Origin of the sequence: Staphylococcus equorum (genome assembly GCF_001747895.1) — a bacterium.
Taxonomy (GTDB): Bacteria; Bacillota; Bacilli; order Staphylococcales; family Staphylococcaceae; genus Staphylococcus; species Staphylococcus equorum_A.
The window spans coordinates 113,405-133,462 of record NZ_LNNB01000009.1 but is presented as its reverse complement, the minus strand read 5'-3'; the positions used below and the strand labels follow the sequence as shown (position 1 = coordinate 133,462).

General features: G+C 33.3%; 19 protein-coding genes and 1 other annotated feature. All 19 genes read right to left on the bottom strand.

From position 1 onward, the window contains the following. Window positions 1–11: 11 nt before the first annotated feature. Window positions 12–1,274, bottom strand: coding sequence for a histidine--tRNA ligase (hisS, locus tag AST02_RS02450; RefSeq protein WP_069815452.1), 1,263 nt, complete (start codon window positions 1,272–1,274; stop codon window positions 12–14). A 330-nt stretch (window positions 1,275–1,604) separates the two neighbouring features. After that, window positions 1,605–2,477, bottom strand: coding sequence for an N-acetylmuramoyl-L-alanine amidase (locus tag AST02_RS02445; protein WP_046465497.1), 873 nt, complete (start codon window positions 2,475–2,477; stop codon window positions 1,605–1,607). Further along, a complete protein-coding gene (dtd, locus tag AST02_RS02440) occupies window positions 2,474–2,926 on the bottom strand; it encodes a D-aminoacyl-tRNA deacylase (protein ID WP_069815450.1) in 453 nt (150 codons plus the stop codon). The genes AST02_RS02445 and dtd overlap by 4 nt, the downstream gene beginning before the upstream one ends. Window positions 2,927–2,939: 13 nt before the next feature. Continuing rightward, on the bottom strand, window positions 2,940–5,129 hold the full coding sequence (locus tag AST02_RS02435; RefSeq protein WP_069815449.1) for a RelA/SpoT family protein: 2,190 nt from the start codon (window positions 5,127–5,129) through the stop codon (window positions 2,940–2,942). A 426-nt stretch (window positions 5,130–5,555) separates the two neighbouring features. Further along, window positions 5,556–6,074, bottom strand: a complete 519-nt coding sequence (locus AST02_RS02430) for an adenine phosphoribosyltransferase (RefSeq protein ID WP_021339119.1) — start codon at window positions 6,072–6,074, stop codon at window positions 5,556–5,558. Window positions 6,075–6,086: 12 nt separating this feature from the next. After that, the gene (gene recJ, locus AST02_RS02425; RefSeq protein WP_069815447.1) at window positions 6,087–8,366 is read right to left on the bottom strand and encodes a single-stranded-DNA-specific exonuclease RecJ; all 2,280 of its coding nucleotides are present in this window, start codon (window positions 8,364–8,366) and stop codon (window positions 6,087–6,089) included. 320 nt (window positions 8,367–8,686) lie between these two features. Further along, on the bottom strand, window positions 8,687–10,963 hold the full coding sequence (secDF, locus tag AST02_RS02420) for a protein translocase subunit SecDF (protein WP_069815446.1): 2,277 nt from the start codon (window positions 10,961–10,963) through the stop codon (window positions 8,687–8,689). A gap of 361 nt (window positions 10,964–11,324) precedes the next feature. Beyond that, window positions 11,325–11,585: a preprotein translocase subunit YajC gene (gene yajC / locus AST02_RS02415; protein WP_069815444.1), complete on the bottom strand. Its 261-nt coding sequence runs from the start codon at window positions 11,583–11,585 to the stop codon at window positions 11,325–11,327. 18 nt (window positions 11,586–11,603) lie between these two features. Beyond that, on the bottom strand, window positions 11,604–12,743 hold the full coding sequence (gene tgt / locus AST02_RS02410; protein WP_069815442.1) for a tRNA guanosine(34) transglycosylase Tgt: 1,140 nt from the start codon (window positions 12,741–12,743) through the stop codon (window positions 11,604–11,606). Between the two features lie 20 nt (window positions 12,744–12,763). Next, on the bottom strand, window positions 12,764–13,789 hold the full coding sequence (gene queA, locus AST02_RS02405; protein WP_069815440.1) for a tRNA preQ1(34) S-adenosylmethionine ribosyltransferase-isomerase QueA: 1,026 nt from the start codon (window positions 13,787–13,789) through the stop codon (window positions 12,764–12,766). A 2-nt stretch (window positions 13,790–13,791) separates the two neighbouring features. After that, window positions 13,792–14,793, bottom strand: a complete 1,002-nt coding sequence (ruvB, locus tag AST02_RS02400) for a Holliday junction branch migration DNA helicase RuvB (RefSeq protein WP_046465505.1) — start codon at window positions 14,791–14,793, stop codon at window positions 13,792–13,794. A 31-nt stretch (window positions 14,794–14,824) separates the two neighbouring features. Beyond that, entirely contained in the window at window positions 14,825–15,427 is a 603-nt protein-coding gene (gene ruvA, locus AST02_RS02395) for a Holliday junction branch migration protein RuvA (protein WP_002507412.1), read from the bottom strand. Between the two features lie 12 nt (window positions 15,428–15,439). Then, window positions 15,440–15,895, bottom strand: coding sequence for an ACT domain-containing protein (locus tag AST02_RS02390; RefSeq protein ID WP_040762881.1), 456 nt, complete (start codon window positions 15,893–15,895; stop codon window positions 15,440–15,442). An 11-nt stretch (window positions 15,896–15,906) separates the two neighbouring features. Beyond that, window positions 15,907–17,202: a GTPase ObgE gene (gene obgE, locus AST02_RS02385; protein WP_069815439.1), complete on the bottom strand. Its 1,296-nt coding sequence runs from the start codon at window positions 17,200–17,202 to the stop codon at window positions 15,907–15,909. Between the two features lie 131 nt (window positions 17,203–17,333). Continuing rightward, window positions 17,334–17,618: a 50S ribosomal protein L27 gene (rpmA, locus tag AST02_RS02380; RefSeq protein ID WP_002507409.1), complete on the bottom strand. Its 285-nt coding sequence runs from the start codon at window positions 17,616–17,618 to the stop codon at window positions 17,334–17,336. Window positions 17,619–17,629: 11 nt separating this feature from the next. Continuing rightward, window positions 17,630–17,950: a ribosomal-processing cysteine protease Prp gene (locus tag AST02_RS02375; RefSeq protein WP_002507408.1), complete on the bottom strand. Its 321-nt coding sequence runs from the start codon at window positions 17,948–17,950 to the stop codon at window positions 17,630–17,632. Between the two features lie 2 nt (window positions 17,951–17,952). Then, the gene (gene rplU, locus AST02_RS02370; protein WP_046465508.1) at window positions 17,953–18,261 is read right to left on the bottom strand and encodes a 50S ribosomal protein L21; all 309 of its coding nucleotides are present in this window, start codon (window positions 18,259–18,261) and stop codon (window positions 17,953–17,955) included. 13 nt (window positions 18,262–18,274) lie between these two features. Continuing rightward, window positions 18,275–18,348 (bottom strand) — a sequence feature (ribosomal protein L21 leader region). A 29-nt stretch (window positions 18,349–18,377) separates the two neighbouring features. Beyond that, complete coding sequence (gene mreD / locus AST02_RS02365) at window positions 18,378–18,902, bottom strand: rod shape-determining protein MreD (RefSeq protein ID WP_069815437.1); 525 nt, start codon at window positions 18,900–18,902, stop codon at window positions 18,378–18,380. Continuing rightward, the gene (gene mreC / locus AST02_RS02360; RefSeq protein ID WP_046465510.1) at window positions 18,902–19,744 is read right to left on the bottom strand and encodes a rod shape-determining protein MreC; all 843 of its coding nucleotides are present in this window, start codon (window positions 19,742–19,744) and stop codon (window positions 18,902–18,904) included. The genes mreD and mreC overlap by 1 nt, the downstream gene beginning before the upstream one ends. Window positions 19,745–20,058: the final 314 nt, after the last annotated feature.

Here is a 20,058-nt window from a genome sequence, read left to right as displayed (position 1 = left end):
GATATCTCTCCTTAATTTTTGAAATAATTAACCATTTCATCTAATTTAATAGTTTCAGTTTCACCTGACTCCATATTTTTTACATTTATTTTATTTTCTTCTAGCTCTTGTTCGCCTACGACTATTGTATATCGCGCATTTAATCTATCTGCTTGCTTCATTTGGCCTTTAACTTTACGTTGTAAATAATCTTTATCTGCTTTCACACCATTTTTACGTAAATCATTTAATAGTTTCACAGCATAACGGTCCGCTTTATCACCCATTGTTACAATAAATAAATCAAATTCATGATTGGCATTAAGTTCAATTTGTTCTTCCTCTAGTGCAAGTAACAATCTTTCAATACTTAACGCAAACCCTATACCAGTCTGGCTTGGTCCATCTAACAATTCTAATAAACCATTATATCGTCCGCCACCACACAGTGTAGTAATCGCACCATCATAATTAGGATTATCCATCATTAACTCGAAAGCAGTATGTGTATAATAATCCAATCCTCTGACTAAATTCGGATCTTCTACGTACGGAATACCTAAATCATCTAAATGTTGTTTTACTTCTGCATAATAAGCTTTTGATGATTCATTTAAAAATTCTGTAATGCTTGGAGCTGTTTTTATTTCTTCTTTGTCTTTATCGATTTTACAGTCCAAAATTCTCATTGGATTTGTGTGTAATCGTGATTGACAATCACTACAAAAATGTTCGATTACAGGTTCAAAATGATTCACAAGTGCATCATTATATTCTTTACGAGAATTTATATCACCTATACTATTAATAACAAGTTTTAAGTGCTTCAATCCAAATGACTGATAAATATGCATTGCCATTGCTAGTACTTCTGCATCTACACCTGGATTTTCAGCGCCAATAGCTTCTACACCAAACTGAGTGAATTGGCGATATCTACCTTTTTGTTTTCGTTCATAACGAAACATTGGTCCGTTATAATATAATTTAATAGGTTGGTTCGGAATACCTTGCATTTTATTTTCTATATATGAACGCACAACTGCTGCTGTACCCTCTGGACGTAATGTGATATTTCGGTCACCTTTATCTTTAAAGGTATACATTTCTTTTTGAACAACATCCGTTGAACCACCTACACCACGTGCAAATAATTCAGTACTTTCAAAAATTGGTGTACGAATTTCTTCGTAATTATACAATTCCATGAGTTGATCTAACTTTGCTTCAATATAACGCCATTTCTTTGTTTCCTCTGGTAAAATATCTTGAGTCCCTCTAGGTATATTTATCATAGAACCTCTCCTTTTAAGCAATAAAAAAACCCTTGCATGACTAATAGTCATACAAGGGACGAATTTCCGTGTTGCCACCCTAATTGGTTATAAATATTTAAATTTATAACCCACTTCATACGAATAACGTTCGTTACACGGCTTTATTTTTAAAGCACCTCTTCTTGTGTTAAATTTCTAAATTACTAAGCATAATTTTTCAGCCAGGAATTATGTCTCTTCGCATTGTTTAAATGCTACCATTTCGTTTAGAACTTTCAAGAATTATAGCGGTTTTAATATAGAATTCATATTTAATAATAACGAGTTTACGACTAATATGCAACCTTTTTATTCTGAGAAGTATGCACGTAGTCCATCAACAACTGCTTTTTCTACAATTTGTCGATGTAATTGGTCTCTAATCATATCTTCATCTGTAGGATTACTAATATAACCTAATTCTAATAATACTGCTGGTACATCTGTTTGTCTCAATACTTGGAAGTTTTCTTGTCGTGCGCCTTTATTTGTTAATAATGCTTTCTTTTGTAGGCTCGCACTCAATGTCTCTGCTAATGCTTTTTGATTTTTCTTAAACCAATAAACGGTACTACCATTTGCTTTAGCTGATTTTAATGAATCATTATGTATACTAATATAAGCATCACCTTTAATATTTCTATCGCTAAGACTGACATATTCATCTGAACTACGTGTCATATTCACTGTTGCACCTTCTTTTTCTAAAAGTGCTTTAAGCTCTTGAGCGGTTTTTAAAGTGTATACTTTCTCTTTACTATGTTTATTTGTATTACTTGATGCCCCCTGATCACGTCCACCGTGACCAGGATCAAGTACAATTATTTTATCTTTTAAAGGTTTAGCATTTTTGTTAGCGTCAGCTTGAATATTTAAATTCGTATGCCAACCTGCTACCCAACCTTTTTCATTATTACCGGATTCTACTTCAATCCACTTACCAGATTCACCAATTTTATGGAAGTTTTGTCCTTTGTCGATAGAATTAATTTCTGGATAAACAGCGTTAGGACCTGTTCTTAATTCTGCATCTTCAGTAATATAAATCGTACTACTGTTTTCATCACTATGATTTAAGAAAGCAATAATCATAATGATGAAAATAATAAATGCTACTATGACAATAAATGTGGGGATATTTCTGAGATTATGTTTTTCTAACCAAGTATCGAGTTTTTTCATACTATTTTGCCATCCTGACTTTCATAAATCACTGTTACGGGTCCATCATTAGCAATATTCACTAACATATCAGTACCAAATTCGCCTGTTAACACGTTTATTCCATAAGAACGTAATGCATCGTTAAATATTTCATAATATTCATTTGCCTGTTCTGGAGGCATAGAATGAGAAAATCCTGGTCTGTTCCCTTTTCTAACATCTGCATACAATGTAAATTGTGATATAGATAAGATTTCACCTTCTACTTGTTGAATATTTAAGTTAAGCTTGCCATCATTATCTTCAAATAACCGTGCATTCACAATTTTTTTTGCTAATGCTAAAATATCGGCCTCTGTAGATGTTTTACCAACACCAACAAATAGGCAATATCCTCTTTTTATTTTATTTTCTATATTTTCATTAGAAACCGAAGCTTCCTTTACTCTTTGTACGACTATTTTCATGTATGATGCACCTCTAATTCCAAACTCTTGTGACAGTATATACATCGCCGAGTTGTTTAATCTTGTCTACAACTTGGTAAACTTCATTAACATTTTTTACCATAACACTAATATTAATCACAGCATTTTTATCTATATCTGACTTGCCAGATACTTTCACTAAATTACTTTTAGTTGAATTTACAGCTTGTAATACTTCATTTAATAGCCCATTTCTATCATAAGCAGAAACTTCTAAATCTACTTGATAACGTTGAGTGGCATCTTTAGAACGTACCCATTCTACGTGAATCAAACGGTCTTTTTCACTTTTAATATTAGGACAATCTGTTCTATGTACTTTAATGCCGTGTCCTTTAGTGATATAACCAACAATATCATCACCTGGGATTGGATTACAACATTTTGATAATTTGATTAAGACATTTTCAATACCTTCAACATAAACGCCACTATCCGTTGTAATGTCATCTTTAATAGGTACTGATTTAGAAATTTCTTGTGCCGAATTCAATGCTTTTTGCTTATCTTGAATACGTTGCTTTTCAGTTAATTTATTCACTATTTGTAAGGCTGTTACTCCTCCAAAACCAACTGCAGCAAATAAATCATCATCGTTAGCAAAATTATATTTATTATTTACTACGGCGATATTTTCCTCATTTAATACCGTGTCTACTCTAAAACCTTGATCTTTGATTTCCGCTTCAATCATAAATTTACCCTTTTCAATGTTTGAAGAACGGTCTTGTTTTTTAAAGAAACTGCGAATTTTACTTTTAGCACTTGATGATTTAACAATTTTCAACCAATCTCTACTTGGACCATAAGAATGCTTACTTGTTCTAATTTCAACAATATCTCCAGTCTGCAAGACATAATCTATAGGTTCAATTTTACCGTTTACTTTTGAACCTATCATTTTATTACCTACTTCACTATGAACTGCATATGCAAAATCAATAGGGACCGCACCGTAAGGTAATTCTACAACGTCACTTTCTGGCGTAAACGCATATACTTTGTCACTTTGTAAATCAAATTTAAGTGTTTCCATAAATTCTTCAGCATCTGACGTAGTATTGTCTGTTTCTGCAAACTCTTTAATCCAATTTAACTTTTTATTAAAGTTTTGTGCTTTCTCTGTTACTTTCTTACCTTCTTTATATGCCCAGTGCGCTGCTACACCATGTTCAGCGATTTCATGCATTTCAGAAGTTCTAATTTGTATTTCAAGTGGATCGCCGTTTGGACCAACAACCGTTGTATGTAATGACTGATACATATTTTGTTTTGGCATCGCAATGTAATCCTTAAATCTACCAGGCATCGGTTTCCAAAGCGTGTGTACTAAGCCCAGTACAGCGTAACAATCATTGATAGAATTCACGATAATTCTAACAGCTAACAAATCGAAAATTTGATCAAACTGTTTCTTTTGTTTAACCATTTTTCTATATATACTATATATGTGTTTAGGTCGACCATTGATTTCCCCAACAATATTCATGCTAGACATATCTGCTTGTATACGATTTATAGCATTTTGAATGTAATCTTCTCTTTCACTACGTTTTTTCTTCATTAAATTAACAATTCTGAAATATTGAACGCTATCAATGTATCTAAGCGCTGTATCTTCCAATTCCCATTTAATGGTATTGATACCTAATCTATGAGCCAAAGGTGCATAAATTTCGAGCGTCTCTTTAGAAATTCTAATTTGTTTTTCTCTTGGCATCGGTTTGATTGTTCTCATATTATGTAAACGATCTGCCAATTTAACTAAAATCACACGTACATCTTTAGCAATTGCGATAAATAGTTTTCGATGATTCTCCGCTTGTTGTTCTTCTTTTGAACGATATTTCACTTTTTTTAATTTTGTTACGCCTTCTACAATAACTGCAATTTCTTCATTGAACATACCTTGAACATCATCAAATGTATATGGTGTGTCCTCGATTACGTCATGTAAAAACCCTGCAACAATTGTTGGTCCATCTAAATGCATTTCAGTTAATATGCCAGCAACTTGAATTGGATGCATTATGTATGGTAAACCATTTTTTCGAAATTGACCTTCATGTGCCTCATAAGCAATATGATAACTTTTTAACACATATTCATAGTCTTCTTTTGACAAATATGATTTGGCTTTGGATAGTACTTCATCAGCACTATATGGATATTCATTGTTCACTTAAGACACCCCTATACTAAATATTAATCGCTATTAGATACCCAGTATTATATTTCGTTAGTTTTATCTAATCTTATTTAACTACGATTGTAACGTATTTTCATTTTATTAGGTCAAATTTTGTATAATAGTTATATGATACTACATGTTATTAAATAAATAAATGAGTTCATGTGAGTATTGGGGAAATAAAGTTTATTTTTAAATATTATATAGTGTGTTCAAGTGTATGATATTCATAACAAAGAGACAAATGTTTTGAAAATTCAATAAAAAAATAAAATAGATTAGAGATTAGGATCAAGGGTCTCAGATAACTAACCAACAATATGCCCTATTGTAATAAATTGGATCTATTTTAAATTAAAAAAGAAGCCAGGACATAAATATATGTCTGAGCTTCTTTTGTTATATTACTTTTATATTTTATTCGTCGTATGAGATTAAACTCATTACGTCGTAATCTTCTATTTTTTCAATACCGTTAAGATATTTAAGTTCAATGATAAATGCAATACCTACAACGATGCCACCTAATTGTTCAACAAGTTTAATTGCCGCTTCAATTGTTCCACCTGTAGCTAATAAGTCATCCGTAATCAACACACGTTGACCTGGTTTAAGCGCATCTTTATGCATTGTTAACACGTTTGTACCATATTCTAAGTCGTATTCATAGCGAATCACTTCTCTTGGCAATTTACCTTCTTTTCTAACTGGTGCAAAACCAATACCCATTGAATACGCTACTGGACACCCTATGATAAAGCCACGTGCTTCAGGTCCGACTATAACATCTACATCACGGTCTTTAGCATAATGAACAATTTGATCTGTAGCATAACCAAATGCTTCACCGTTATCCATAATTGTTGTAATATCTTTAAAGTTAACTCCAGGCTTTGGCCAATCTTCTACTTCCGACACATACTGTTTTAAATCCATTCAAACTTCCTCCTATTTATCTACCAGTTCAGACTTAATCCATTGCTTTAAATTATTAAAATCTTCATAAAGCAACATTTTTTCAACTTCAATTCTTTCTAAACGACCTTGATAATACTTACTCGATTCAATCGCTTTCTTAGTAGAGTCGCTATTTATCTTGATTATACCATTTTCATCTTTGATAAACTCTAAATCAAGGAAAACTTTCAAGATGAATTTAAGCATACTAGACTGTATATTTAAATATTGGCAAAGTTGCATACCATCTTTAGCTAAATTAGTTTCCTTTTTCGTAGCTAATGCTTTAAAGCATTGTTTGAACGTTTCCATTTTTGGCATGCCTTCAAAATAAATCGAGCGTTCATGATTTAAAACAAGGTAAATTTGTGAAACTTCTACGGTTTTCAAAGTATCTTTGATTTCTTGTATAGAAGCAGGCAAATCACGAAAAACATATTTATCATAATTTTGCTGAATTTCATCACCATAAAAGTAATAATTTTCGCCTAGTTTTTCACTTTTTTTATGAATAAGGTAAGCTACATCCGTTGAATTCTGCTCAAAGCCACTCACTTTACTTTTACTTCTATAATCAAGAATTTGTAAATTATTACTTGATAAGTCTTGTATCATGAATTGAGGTGATTGAAAACCATTCCATTCATTAATCTGCAACGTCCCAATACAATTAATTGGTTGTTGTTCCCCTAATTCCTTAACAAGGTGCCCGTTTTGCCAAAAGATAGCCTGTAATTGACTTTCACCCATTACGAGTTTGAGATGTTTCTGTTCTTGGCCAATCCCTTTTGCTTGATTGACAATGACATCTTGTAATTCAAAGCATGGACTAGAAAAGTCTGTGCCAAAAGGACGTAATCTTTGAATATCTTGAATGTTTTTTATTGTAATATCAGCTTCTGATATTTTAACGTCTACTTTTTTACGTGGCTCAAGTGATGTTGTTTCAGCAAGTTGAGTCATCCAATCATTTAATCCTTGTCTCAGTGTTTCAATGTGTTCTATTGGCATCGTCACACCTGCAGCCATATGATGACCGCCAAATTTTGATATTAAATCACCATGTGCATTCAAAACTTCGAACATTGAGACTTGCGCTATACTACGAGCTGAGCCTTTTGCATGGCCTTGCGCCTCATCGATATTTAATATAAGCGTTGGTAAACTATACGTTTCTACAACTTTAGATGCCACGATGCCTAAAACACCTTCATGCCAATTGGGTTCAGCTAATAATAAGAATTTAGCGCCTTGTTGTACTTGTGCTTCAGCTACTTGTAATGCTTCTTCAGAAATTTGTGCAACGATATCTTTACGTTCTTGATTAAAGAATTCGACCTGTTCAGCTAGAAAATCTGCTTCTTCATCTGTTTCAGCCATTAATAATTCTGCAGCAAGCGCAGCATCTTCTAGTCTACCTACTGCGTTTAAACGAGGGCCGATGATAAAACCGATTGTTTCTTCATTAATTTCATCACTGTAACCAGCTTGTTTTAAAATCGCCTTTATAGATGGTGGACAATGATTGTTAAGAACTTCTAATCCTTTTTGGACTAAAGTTCGATTTTCATCCGTTAAAGAGACTAAATCAGCAATTGTTCCTATAGCAACTAAGCCAAGGAAATATGCAGGTGGTTCATCCAATAAATTCTGTGCTAATTTATAAGCTACGCCAGCACCACATAAGTATTTGAATGGGTAATCAAATTCCGGATGCATTGGATGTACAATTGCATAGGCATTAGGCATCGTTCTACCAATTTCATGATGGTCTGTCACAATCACATCAACGCCTAAATCTTGTACCATTTGTATTTCTTCATGGCCTTGTATGCCATTATCTACAGTAATAATGAGTGAAATCTCTTCTTCATAAGCATTTTTAAAAGCCATTTCATTTGGGCCGTAACCTTCAGAGAAACGATTCGGTATATACCAACCTACGTGTGCGCCTAACTCTTTTAACGTATTTACGAGTATAGTTGTAGACGTTACACCATCTGCATCATAATCACCATATACTAAAATCTTTTGATTTTGATCTATCGCCAAATTAATGCGTTCGACAGCTTTAGTCATATCGCTCATTAACAATGGATCATGTGTGACTTGAGTGCCTTTTAACAAAGCATCAATTGATGCTTTATCAGTTAAACCTTTACTTTCTAAGATTTTCTTTACAATAGGAGTTAGCTTTAATTCTGATGAAACTTCCTCTGTAATCTCAGTTTCTGGTGCGTTAACATCCCAAGTATACTTGGATTTAATCATACTATTCTCCCTCATTTCCACAAGCAATTATACAAAAGATATTCGAAAATAAAAAGTACTTACATTTAAACAAGACTTTCTATTATATTTATAAAGCGAATACCATGTTTTTTAAAAAATTCACAAATACATCTTAACATGAAAAGCAATCTACTTTAGCTTAATAACCATAATTCGTATTTAAAATTACTTTATTCGTTAATACCTTTTTAAACTCATAAAAAAACAGCCCGAATTTTTAATTCGAGCTGTTTCACTTTATTTGAAATGTTTTAGCTATAATTGACACTAGAATTCAAAGTACATACATCCTGTGCAAGTTATACTAAGATTTTTTCATCATTTGATTTTTTCTCTTTATAAACGACAATCTTATGATCATCAGATTTTTTAAGTTGACGTTTCTTCATAATGCCCCATAACGGTACTGCGATAAATACAGATGAGAACACACCTGAAATCAGACCGACAAGTAATGCTAATGAGAAATTAAAGATACTTGGTGAACCCAATACTAGTAACGAAATAACTACGATAACTACTGTTAAAACTGTATTAATAGAACGTGTCATTGTCTGACGAATCGATCTATTAACAATATCGTCTATTTGAGATTTTTTCGTAATCACTTTTACTTTGTGTAAGTTCTCCCGGACCCTATCGAATGTAACAATCGTATCATTGATAGAGTAACCAATAATCGTTAATACTGCTGCGATAAAGGTAATATCTACCTCTAATCTAAATAAACTAAATACAGCAACAATGATAAACGCATCATGTAGTAGTGCCAGTACTGATGATAGTCCCATACGCCATTCAAATCTAAATGTAGTATAGATAATAATACCAATAGCAGCATATATAAGTGCAAACATGGCGTTTTTAGCAAGTTCTTGACCAATCACTGGTGAAACTGTATTGACTGTTGGATCATTACCAAACTCATTATCTATAGTGCTCTTAATTTTAGCAACTTCATCTTTAGATAAATCATTTTTAAATTGTACAGTAGCATTTTGACCATTTTCACCAAGTGAAACCTGAGTCGGTTTGAAATCTTTATCTTCAAGTGTTTGAGTCACTTTTTCCTCTGACACTTTATTATCAGATTCAAAATCAACTCTCGTACCACTTGTGAAATCAATACCTAAATTTAATTTGAAAATAAAGAGAATAATGGCACCGACAATAATAATAAGGACACTAAATGATAACAATGGCTTAGCCAATTTCATAAAGTCCCAACGTTCATATGGCGTTTTCAAATCATGTACGTCTTTTTCTTCATTGATATTGTGAATATCTTTTTTGTTTACACCAAATAACCAATATGATTTTTTGAAGTAATTAGATGACACTAGTAATGATAATAGCCATCTTGATAAGAACACTGCTGTTACAAAGATCATTAAGATACCGATGAGTAACATAGTTGCGAAACCTTTAACTGAACTTTCACCAAAGAAGAACAACACTGCGGCTGCAATCACAGTTGTTAACTGTGCATCGACAATGGTTAAGAAAGAACTCTTATTCGCTTTTTTATAAGCTTGTTTGAGTGTCCGTCCAATTTTGAGCTCGTCTTTAATCCGCTCATACATTATAATATTCGCATCGACAGCCATACCTACACCTAAGACTAGGGCTGCTAAACCTGGTAATGTAAGTACACCAGATATAAAGTTAAATGCTACCATCGTTAAGTATATATACGCCGTTAGCGCAATAATTGCTACTAAACCTGGTAAACGGTAGAAACCTAACATGAATAGATAAATTACTGCAATACCAATTATAGCAGCAAACACTGTTTTATCTAATGCGTCTTGACCAAACTGGGCACCGACTGAATTAGAATAAATCTCATTTAAATCTACTGGTAAGGAACCTGCATTCAATAAATCAGCAATTTGTTTTGCTTCTTTGATGCCTTCTTCACCATTAAATCCACCTGAAATTTCAACACTATCAGAATTAATCGGTTTATCTACTGAAGCAGCTGAAACGAATTTCGGATCTTTTTTAGTCACTTCTTTATGGTAAGAATCACCTTTTTCGTGATCTAACCAAACAACCATGACGTTTTCATCTTTTTTCGAAATTTCTTCAGTTACTTTTTTGAATTTATCACTATCTTTTAATTTGAAAGTAACTGCTGGTTGATTCGTATTCTCTTTAAATTCTTGTTTTGCTGAACCTTGCTGGATATCTTTACCAGTCAATTTGATATTGTCATCGGCATCACGAATTGTTAAATTTGCTTGTGATGATAAGACCTCTCGAGCTTCAGATTGGTTTTTAACACCCGCAAGTTGAACACGAATTCTATTTTTATCTTCGACTTGAATTTTTGGTTCAGAAACACCTAAGACGTTGACACGGTTTTCAAGCGTTTTCGCTGTTGATTTAACCGCTTTATCGTCAATTTTATCATCTTTTTGTAAAGGATCTACTTGATATAAGACCTCAAATCCACCTTGCAAGTCCAAACCAAGGCTAACGTCTTTAACTACACTCTTATAAGTAAATGCCATAGCTCCCAACAACAGACCTACGAGCACTATGAATGCAACTATTCTACTACTCTTCTTCACTTGAACACCTCATTGTAAGCTTATGTTATAAGAATACTTGATTAAATCATTTTAATGCAATTTTATACAATCTATACTTTCTTCTAAACGACCTTATTATCTTAACATATTACAACGTGTGTAAAAACTAACTCAACTATTTTGTATTCATAACTTAATTGTAAGCGTTATTAACTTTTTGAATTGTTACAAAAATATTACTCGTTTATACGTTAAGTTATGATTATATACTAGGTCAATTTAAATTATAACACTATATCAACATATTGTTTAAGAAAGTATATATGATTTCTATTAATGTTTCAGTAGAATATGTTAATAAAAAAACGAACTGATATTTTCATATCAGTTCGTTACTTTATTATGAAGGATCAACTTGTTTTATAGCAGGTTTTTCTAAAGTAATTTCAGTACCATTGCCATTTAAAGTTAATACTACTGTAGTTTCATCTACTGCACGAACAGTACCTTTGATACCACCGATTGTAGTTACATGTTGGCCAGAACTTACTTGGCTAATCATTTGACGATGCTCTTTCGCTCTTTTTTGTTGTGGTCTGATTAAGAAAAACCACATTAATGCTAATAATAAAATTGGTAATATTAATGAAGTAAATTGCATTATTTTATTTCTCCCTTGTTAAAAGTTTTTTGGGTTGTCTACATTAAGTCCATACTGTTCAAAGAATTCTTCTTTAAAATCAAGAAGACGATCTTCACGAATAGCTTGTCGTACATTTTCCATTAATTTTAGCAAGAAATGTAAATTATGATAAGTAGTAAGACGAATACCAAAAGTTTCTTCTGCTTTAATTAAATGTCTTATGTAAGCTCTACTATAATTTTTACAAGTATAGCAGTCACAATTTTCATCAAGTGGTCCTAAATCTTCTGCATATTTAGCATTTTTAATAGTCACTCGTCCATGTGAAGTCATACAAGTACCGTTACGCGCGATACGTGTTGGTAGTACACAGTCAAACATGTCTATACCTCGAATACTACATTCAATTAATGCATCTGGTGAACCCACACCCATTAAATAACGTGGTTTGTCCTTCGGCATAAATTGTTCTGTGTGTGTCACCATATCGTACATCACTGGCTTAGGCTCTCCTACAGACAAGCCACCTATTGCATATCCTGGAAAATCTAAAGCAACTAATTCCTCAGCGCTTTGTTTTCTAAGATCTTTATATTCTCCGCCTTGTATAATACCAAACAAAGCTTGATCATCAGGTCTCTTATGTGCTTTCAAACATCTTTCAGCCCATCTAGTGGTTCTTTCAATAGAATCTTTCACATATTTATATTCGGCAGGCATCGGAGGACATTCGTCAAATGCCATCATAATATCTGAACCTAAATCATTTTGAATCTCTGTAGCTTTCTCAGGACTCAAAAATAACTTCGACCCATTCTTATGATGACGAAACTCTACGCCTTTTTCAGTAATATTTCTCAAATTACTTAAGCTAAATACTTGGAAACCGCCAGAATCAGTCAGTATAGGACCATTCCAGTTCATGAACTGATGTAAGCCCCCACTCTTTTTGATAATATCATTTCCTGGCTGTAACCACAAATGATAAGTGTTCCCTAAAATGATTTTCGCTTCCATTTGATGTAATTCTTCTGGACTCATCGTTTTTACAGTAGCTTTTGTACCTACTGGCATAAACATCGGCGTTTCAAATGATCCGTGCGGTGTGTGTACAATACCTAAACGAGCACCCGATTGCTTACAAGTTTTAATATGCTCATACGTTACTGCTGGCATATAAAATCTCCTTTCATTCCCTAAATAATTAACATTGCATCTCCGAAACTAAAGAATCTGTATTCTGATTTTACCGCTTGCTGATATGCATTTAAAATATAATCTCTACTACTAAAAGCAGATACTAGCATAACAAGCGTTGATTTTGGTAAATGAAAGTTTGTAATTAAACCATCAATTGCCTTAAATGTATAGCCTGGGAAGATAAAGATATCTGTCCAGCCACTTTGAGCTTTAAATATCTCATTCGTTTGCATAATCGTTTCAAGTGTTCTAGTTGATGTTGTACCTACAGAAATCACACGATGTCCTTTAGACTTGGTTTCATTTAACAACTCTGCTGTTTCTTGATCCATTTGATAATATTCACTATGCATTTCATGATCGTCAATATTATCTACACTTACAGGTCTAAATGTACCTAAACCAACATGTAACGTAATAAATGCGATGTTAATACCTTTTGCTTTTATACGATTTAATAATTCATCAGTAAAATGTAACCCTGCTGTTGGTGCGGCTGCAGAACCAGATGCTTTGGCATAAACAGTTTGATAACGATCTTGATCGTCTAAGCGTTCTTTTATATAAGGAGGTAACGGCATCTCACCAAGCTCATCTAAGCGCTCTTGTAATATGCCCTCGTAATGTAGTCTCATTATACGACCACCTTGGTTTAACTCCTCAATACATTCAGCAACTATCTTACCGTCACCAAACGTTAATTTATTACCAACCTTAATTCTTTTTGCAGGCTTTAATAATACTTCCCAATCATTACCAGAGATTTGTGTCAGCATTAGCATTTCTACTTTTGCACCGGTTTCTTTTTTTAAACCAAACAAACGAGCTGGCATTACTCTTGTATCGTTTAATACAAGCGTGTCACCTTTATTTAAGTAATCAATGACATCTTTAAAATGTTTATGTTCAATATCACCAGTTTGTCTGCCAAGAACTAATAATCTACTCTCATCTCTGTTTTTCAGAGGTGTTTGTGCTATCAATGCTTCAGGCAAATGATAATCAAATGCTTCAATATCCAAACTTATTCCCTCTTTCCATTCTTGCTAAAATGTTCAAATGCATAAGGTGTCGCTTTCCGTCCTCTTGGCGTACGCTCAATAAATCCTTTTTGTATTAAAAAGGGTTCATATACATCTTCAATCGTAATGCGTTCCTCACCAATAGAAACAGCAATCGTATCTAAACCAACAGGTCCACCTTTATACTGCTGCAATATACAATTCATCATTTTATGATCAATGTAATCTAGCCCTTCATCATCTACTTGTAATAACTGCAGAGATTGCTTTGTAGTATCTATGCTGATTGATTCATCTTCTTTCACTTGTTGAAAATCACGTACACGTTTTAACAAACGGTTGGCTACCCTTGGCGTTCCGCGACTACGTTTAGCTAATTCTGTTGCACTTTCTTCATCGATGGACGTACCTAATACTTCTGCGGTACGCACAATGATTTCTTCCAATTCAGGTTCTTCGTAATACTCTAATCTAAGATGAACACCGAATCTATCGCGTAAAGGAGCTGTTAAACTACCCGCTCTTGTAGTAGCACCTATTAAAGTAAAAGGTGGCAAGTCTATACGAATACTTCTCGCTTCTTCTCCTTTACCAATAACGATATCCAAGAAGAAATCTTCCATTGCAGGATATAATACTTCTTCAACAACACTACTTAACCTGTGAATTTCATCAATAAATAAAACATCTCCTGGTTGTAAACTAGAAAGAATCGCAGCTAAATCACCTGGTCGTTCTACAGATGGTCCAGAAATCGTTCTAATATTTACTTCCATCTCATTCGCAATGATGTTAGACAAAGTCGTTTTACCTAATCCAGGGGGACCAAATAATAGGACATGATCTAACGGTTCTTGTCTCATTTTAGCTGCTTTAATAAACACTTCTAAATTCGATTTAATCGCTGATTGTCCAATATATTGACGTAACCTTGCTGGTCGTAAAGAAAGTTCAAATGAAGTTTCCTCTTCATGTACTGATTGGTCTACCATTCTATCATCCATTACATTCCCCCCTTTTTAAATATAGTAATATTTATGATATAAGTAATTGTAATCCTCTTTTAACTGCATCATCGACAGATTCAAATGATTCTTTAGTTAATGTTTTTTCGACTTTAGTCAATTCACGTTTAGAATAACCTAATGCTTCTAATGCTAGCATTGCTTCTTTAACAATTGCAGTTGCACCATTACTATCAATTCCCATATTTAATAGCTGACTGCTATCTACTTCGTTGATCTGTACTTTACCTTTAAGGTCCAATACAATTTGGCGCGCAGTTTTTTTACCTATTCCAGGGAATTGTGTTAAGTAAGCATCATTTTCGTTCTCGATGGCAATTTTGACGTCATTCGGAGAACTACTTGCTAAAATTGCTAATGCAGATTTCGGACCAATGCCAGTTACTTTTATCAAACTTAAAAACATATCTTTTTCTTCTTGATTTATAAAACCATAGAGCAACTGTGCATCTTCTCTTACGATAAGTGAAGTGTGAATCACGACTTCTTGATCCATTTGTTTTTGAAAACGATAAGAATTAGGTGTTTGAATCTCGTATCCTACACCTGATGCTTCAACTACTACATGCGTAGGATTCAATACTGTTAATGTGCCTTTAATATATGCGTACACGTTTACACTTCCTTATATAGTCATACTAATTAATTCTACTTTAGAAATATGATCAATAATTTTTAAAGCTTCCATTACATCATCAATTTCCAAATCCGTGCCTTTGGCATCTAATGAAAGTGTGATTGTTGCTCTACCATCCATTGGAATACTTTGGTGAATTGTTAACACAGATAACTGTAAACTAGATAATGTATTTAATACTTGTGCCAACATGCCTACAATATCATTGACATACAATATTAACGTAAACTCTCTCGTTGATTCCATCTTTTCATCAATCGGAAATATAGTATCTCGATATTTATAAAATGCACTTCTAGATAAATCGAACTGTTTGACTGCTTCAAATATGGACAATGACGGATCGTTTTTTAATACATCTTTAATTTTTAAAGTTTTTACAACTGATTCTGGTAAAACATCTTCTCTAATTAAATAAAACTTTTTATAGTCTTTTTTGTCCAAATTAAGCACTCCTATTCAACAAATTCAAATTCTCCACCAAGTATTCTTACAATATCACCATTTTCACAGCCACGTGCTCTCAAGGCCTCATCAATGCCCATAGAACGCATTTGACGTGCGAATCTACGTACTGCAGGGTCGCTATTGAAGTCAGTCATCTTGAACATTCTTTCAATTGCTTTACCACTTACAACGTATGCAGCATCATCATCTCTAGTAATTGTGAAGTTATCTTGACTCGGCGTATGTTTGTACAACACTCTGTTAACACCCAAGTCTTCCTCTTCTTCTTTACTAAAGTCAATGTCTTTTACTTCTTCTAATTTATCTGCAACTGCATATAAAAGTTCATCAATATGATCATGCATTACTGTAGATAAAGGAATAATATGAATACTATCATCATTCAATTCTTCTTTGAAAATTTCTAAATTATCTTCAGCGTTTGGCATATCCATCTTATTTGCTACAACGATTTGAGGTCTCTCTTCTAAACGATGTTCATAAGCACTTAATTCTTCATTAATTACTTTATAATCTTCGAATGGATCGCGACCTTCAGAGCCACTCATATCAATCATATGAACAATAACTTTTGTTCTCTCAACGTGTTTTAAAAATTGATGGCCTAATCCTACACCTTCAGACGCACCTTCAATAAGACCAGGTAAATCTGCCATTACAAAACTTCTTTGATCTTTTGTAGAAACAACACCTAAGTTAGGTTTAATTGTAGTGAAATGATAAGCACCAATTTTCGGTTTGGCTTTAGATACTATTGAGAGCAAAGTAGATTTACCTACACTAGGAAAACCTACTAATCCTACATCGGCTAGTAATTTTAATTCTAACGTAACTTCTATTTCTTCACCTGGTTCACCATTTTCACTAAAATCAGGTGCAGGGTTTCTTGGAGAAGCGAAACGAGAATTACCTCGGCCACCACGACCACCCTTAGCTACAGTTGCACGTTGACCATCTTCAACTAAATCTGCAACAACTTCTTCTGTCTCAACATTTTTCACAATTGTGCCTGGCGGTACTTTTAGAACTAAGTGGTCTGCATTTTTACCATGCATATTACTCGTTTGACCAGCGCCACCTCTATTAGCCTTGAAATGTGTTTGATATCTAAAGTCTAATAAAGTTCTTAATCCTTCATCAACTTCAAATATAATTGACGCACCATTACCACCGTCGCCACCAGCTGGACCACCAAATGGAATATATTTCTCTCTACGGTAGGCTGTTATACCATTACCGCCATCACCTGCTTTAAGTGATATTTTAACTTGATCGACAAACATGATTTCACCTCTTTTTCTAAAAACTTAATTTCCATATCTTTTATATTATATCATTATCTTGCCTACTAGAAAATAAAGACAAAAAAATTAACACCAGAAGTCATAACTTCTGGTGTTAATGGTGACAAAAACTACTCAGCTGCTGCGTAAACAGAAACTTGTTTTTTGTCGCGACCTTTACGTTCAAATTTAACAACGCCGTCGATTTTAGCGAATAATGTATCGTCGCCACCACGACCAACATTTTCACCAGGATAGATTTTAGTACCACGTTGGCGGAATAAAATTGATCCACCTGTAACGTATTGACCATCAGCACGTTTAGCTCCTAAACGTTTTGACTCAGAGTCACGGCCGTTTCTTGTAGAACTTACCCCTTTTTTAGATGCGAAGAATTGTAAGTTTAATTTTAACATTGGGTTGCACCTCACTTATAATTTAGTCTGATATTTTCTTTATATTCTTCTTCAATTGTTTGCAATGATACTAACATTGCCTGAAGAATTAATTGCGCTTTTTCATTTGTAGCATCGACACTTCTTACGTGGAAATGTCCACCGTCATCATTGTAATCAATGTCTGGTTTTTCGCTTGTTAATCCCATGATAGCATTAACGCTTCCGAAAATAACTGCGGATGCACCAGCACAAACTATATCATGCCCGTATTCGCCATGTTCTGCATGACCATCCATAATAACATCAGTTACTTGACCAGCTTCGTTCAATGTAACATCAACAGTAATCATAATTAAGCGTTGATTTTGTCGATAGTTAATTTAGTATAAGGTTGACGATGACCTTTTTTACGTTTTGAGTCTTTACGACGTCTGTAAGTGAATACAGTGATTTTTTTACCGCGTCCTTCTTTATTAGCAGTAGCAGTAACAGTAGCACCCTCAACTGTTGGCGCACCAACTTTAACTGAGTCTCCACCTACAAATAACACTTTGTCAAAAGTGAATGATTCACCTTCGTTTAAATTTAATTTTTCAACGAAGATTTCTTGTCCTTCTTCAACTTTTAATTGTTTTCCACCTGTTTCGATAATAGCAAACATACTTTGCACCTCCTATAATTTTAAGTCACGCCAAATGCAGGTGACATAAATGTACTTGAACCTGAATCTGAGCGGTTGTATGTAGCTATGAACTACTCAACTACTGCATTTTAGCATTAGGATTTCTTACTGTCAATCTTCAATTGCACTTTTCTTAGGAATTTCATAATAATTGGGAATAAAATTGTAAGTAAAATTAAATTTAATATAAATGTAGGTATTAATCTAAATATAATAAAATCTATAAACTCAAAATTAATAAGCCCTAAAATACTATACATAATTGCTACATAAATTTCTAAGAAAACTGTACTCAGTAAAATAATGATAAACAGCATTGTATGATCTCTATAAAATGTTTTGAAGAAAAAGTCCGTGATGACTACAAATAAAATATAGCCAAATAGGTATAGACCATAAAAACTGCCGAAATATAAATCTGTAATTAGACCTAATACTACTGATAAAACCAGCGCTACACCAAAACTTCTATACACACTTAGCATCAATATGTACATGATCGTTAAATGTGGCACGAAAATAATATCTTTATCTCCTATTTGCATTGGTATAACAAGCCCAATTGCAGTATCAATATAAAACAATACAATACCAATAAGAAAGTAGTATAATGCGCGCATTAATTATCCCCGCTTTCATTATCTGGCATTGTTTTTGGGTCTCTTTTAGCAACATAGACGTGGTTTAAGTCTGCTAAACTTGCAGCTGTTTTCACTCTTACTTCTTTAGATAGACCGTACTCATCATTTTCAACCTTAGATACTTCACCTATGTAAATACTGCTAGGAAGTTGATCTGCTAAGCCACTCGTAACAACTTTATCTCCTTTTTTAATACTATCTTTATTATTTATATCTGTAATTACAAGTTCTTCATTCTTAGCATCATAATGATCTATTAAACCAAAAACGTTTTCTCCATCATGTTGAATGTTTACAGACAATCGATTAGCACGTGTGTTCGTTGAGATTAAATCCACTTGAGACGAGAATTGATTCACTTTAGAGATGCGGCCAACTAACCCTTCTGAAGTCATCACAGCCATATTGTTTTCTATTCCATCTTTAGAACCTTGGTTTATAACCAATGTATTCATCCATTGATCAGGATTTCTAGATAATACTGTGCTAGAAATCGGTTCATATTTTGAAATATCTTCAACATCTAATTCTTTTTTGTAAGTTTTATTTTCAGCTTTTAGTCTTTCATTTTCAGCTTCTAATTGTTTTACCTTACTACTTTGTTCTTCTGAACTATCTTTTGCAAAGAGATTACCGATAGATCCTGTTATAAAATGTACAGGATAGCTAACTGCTTTTTGACCAAAAGCAACAGTATCTCCAACATACTGTTCTACTGGTGATTGCGTTTGTGAACGCAAAGATACACCAATTAAGGCTATAAACACAATGATTGCACACAGTATAACAATCAGTTTGTTGTTTTTAAAAAACTTTGACAACCTGAACACCTCTATTAACCAACTATTTTATATTCTTATTACCATTTTATATCACTAGTGTTACGAAATAAAGCACGAACCCTGATATTCCATAACAAAATTTATCCTATATTAAATCAACAGTTTAACTAGATTAAACGGATACGTTTCAAGATTTGATTAAAATGTAATAAATTAAACGATACATTGTATTATAACAATACTTATAGTCAATAGTGTATTAAAAAGTTTTGATTTTGCGAATAGTAATTCAATATATTATTTTTGTTTAAAAATTAATATTAAATACTTTTTGAGGCAAACACATTTATTTA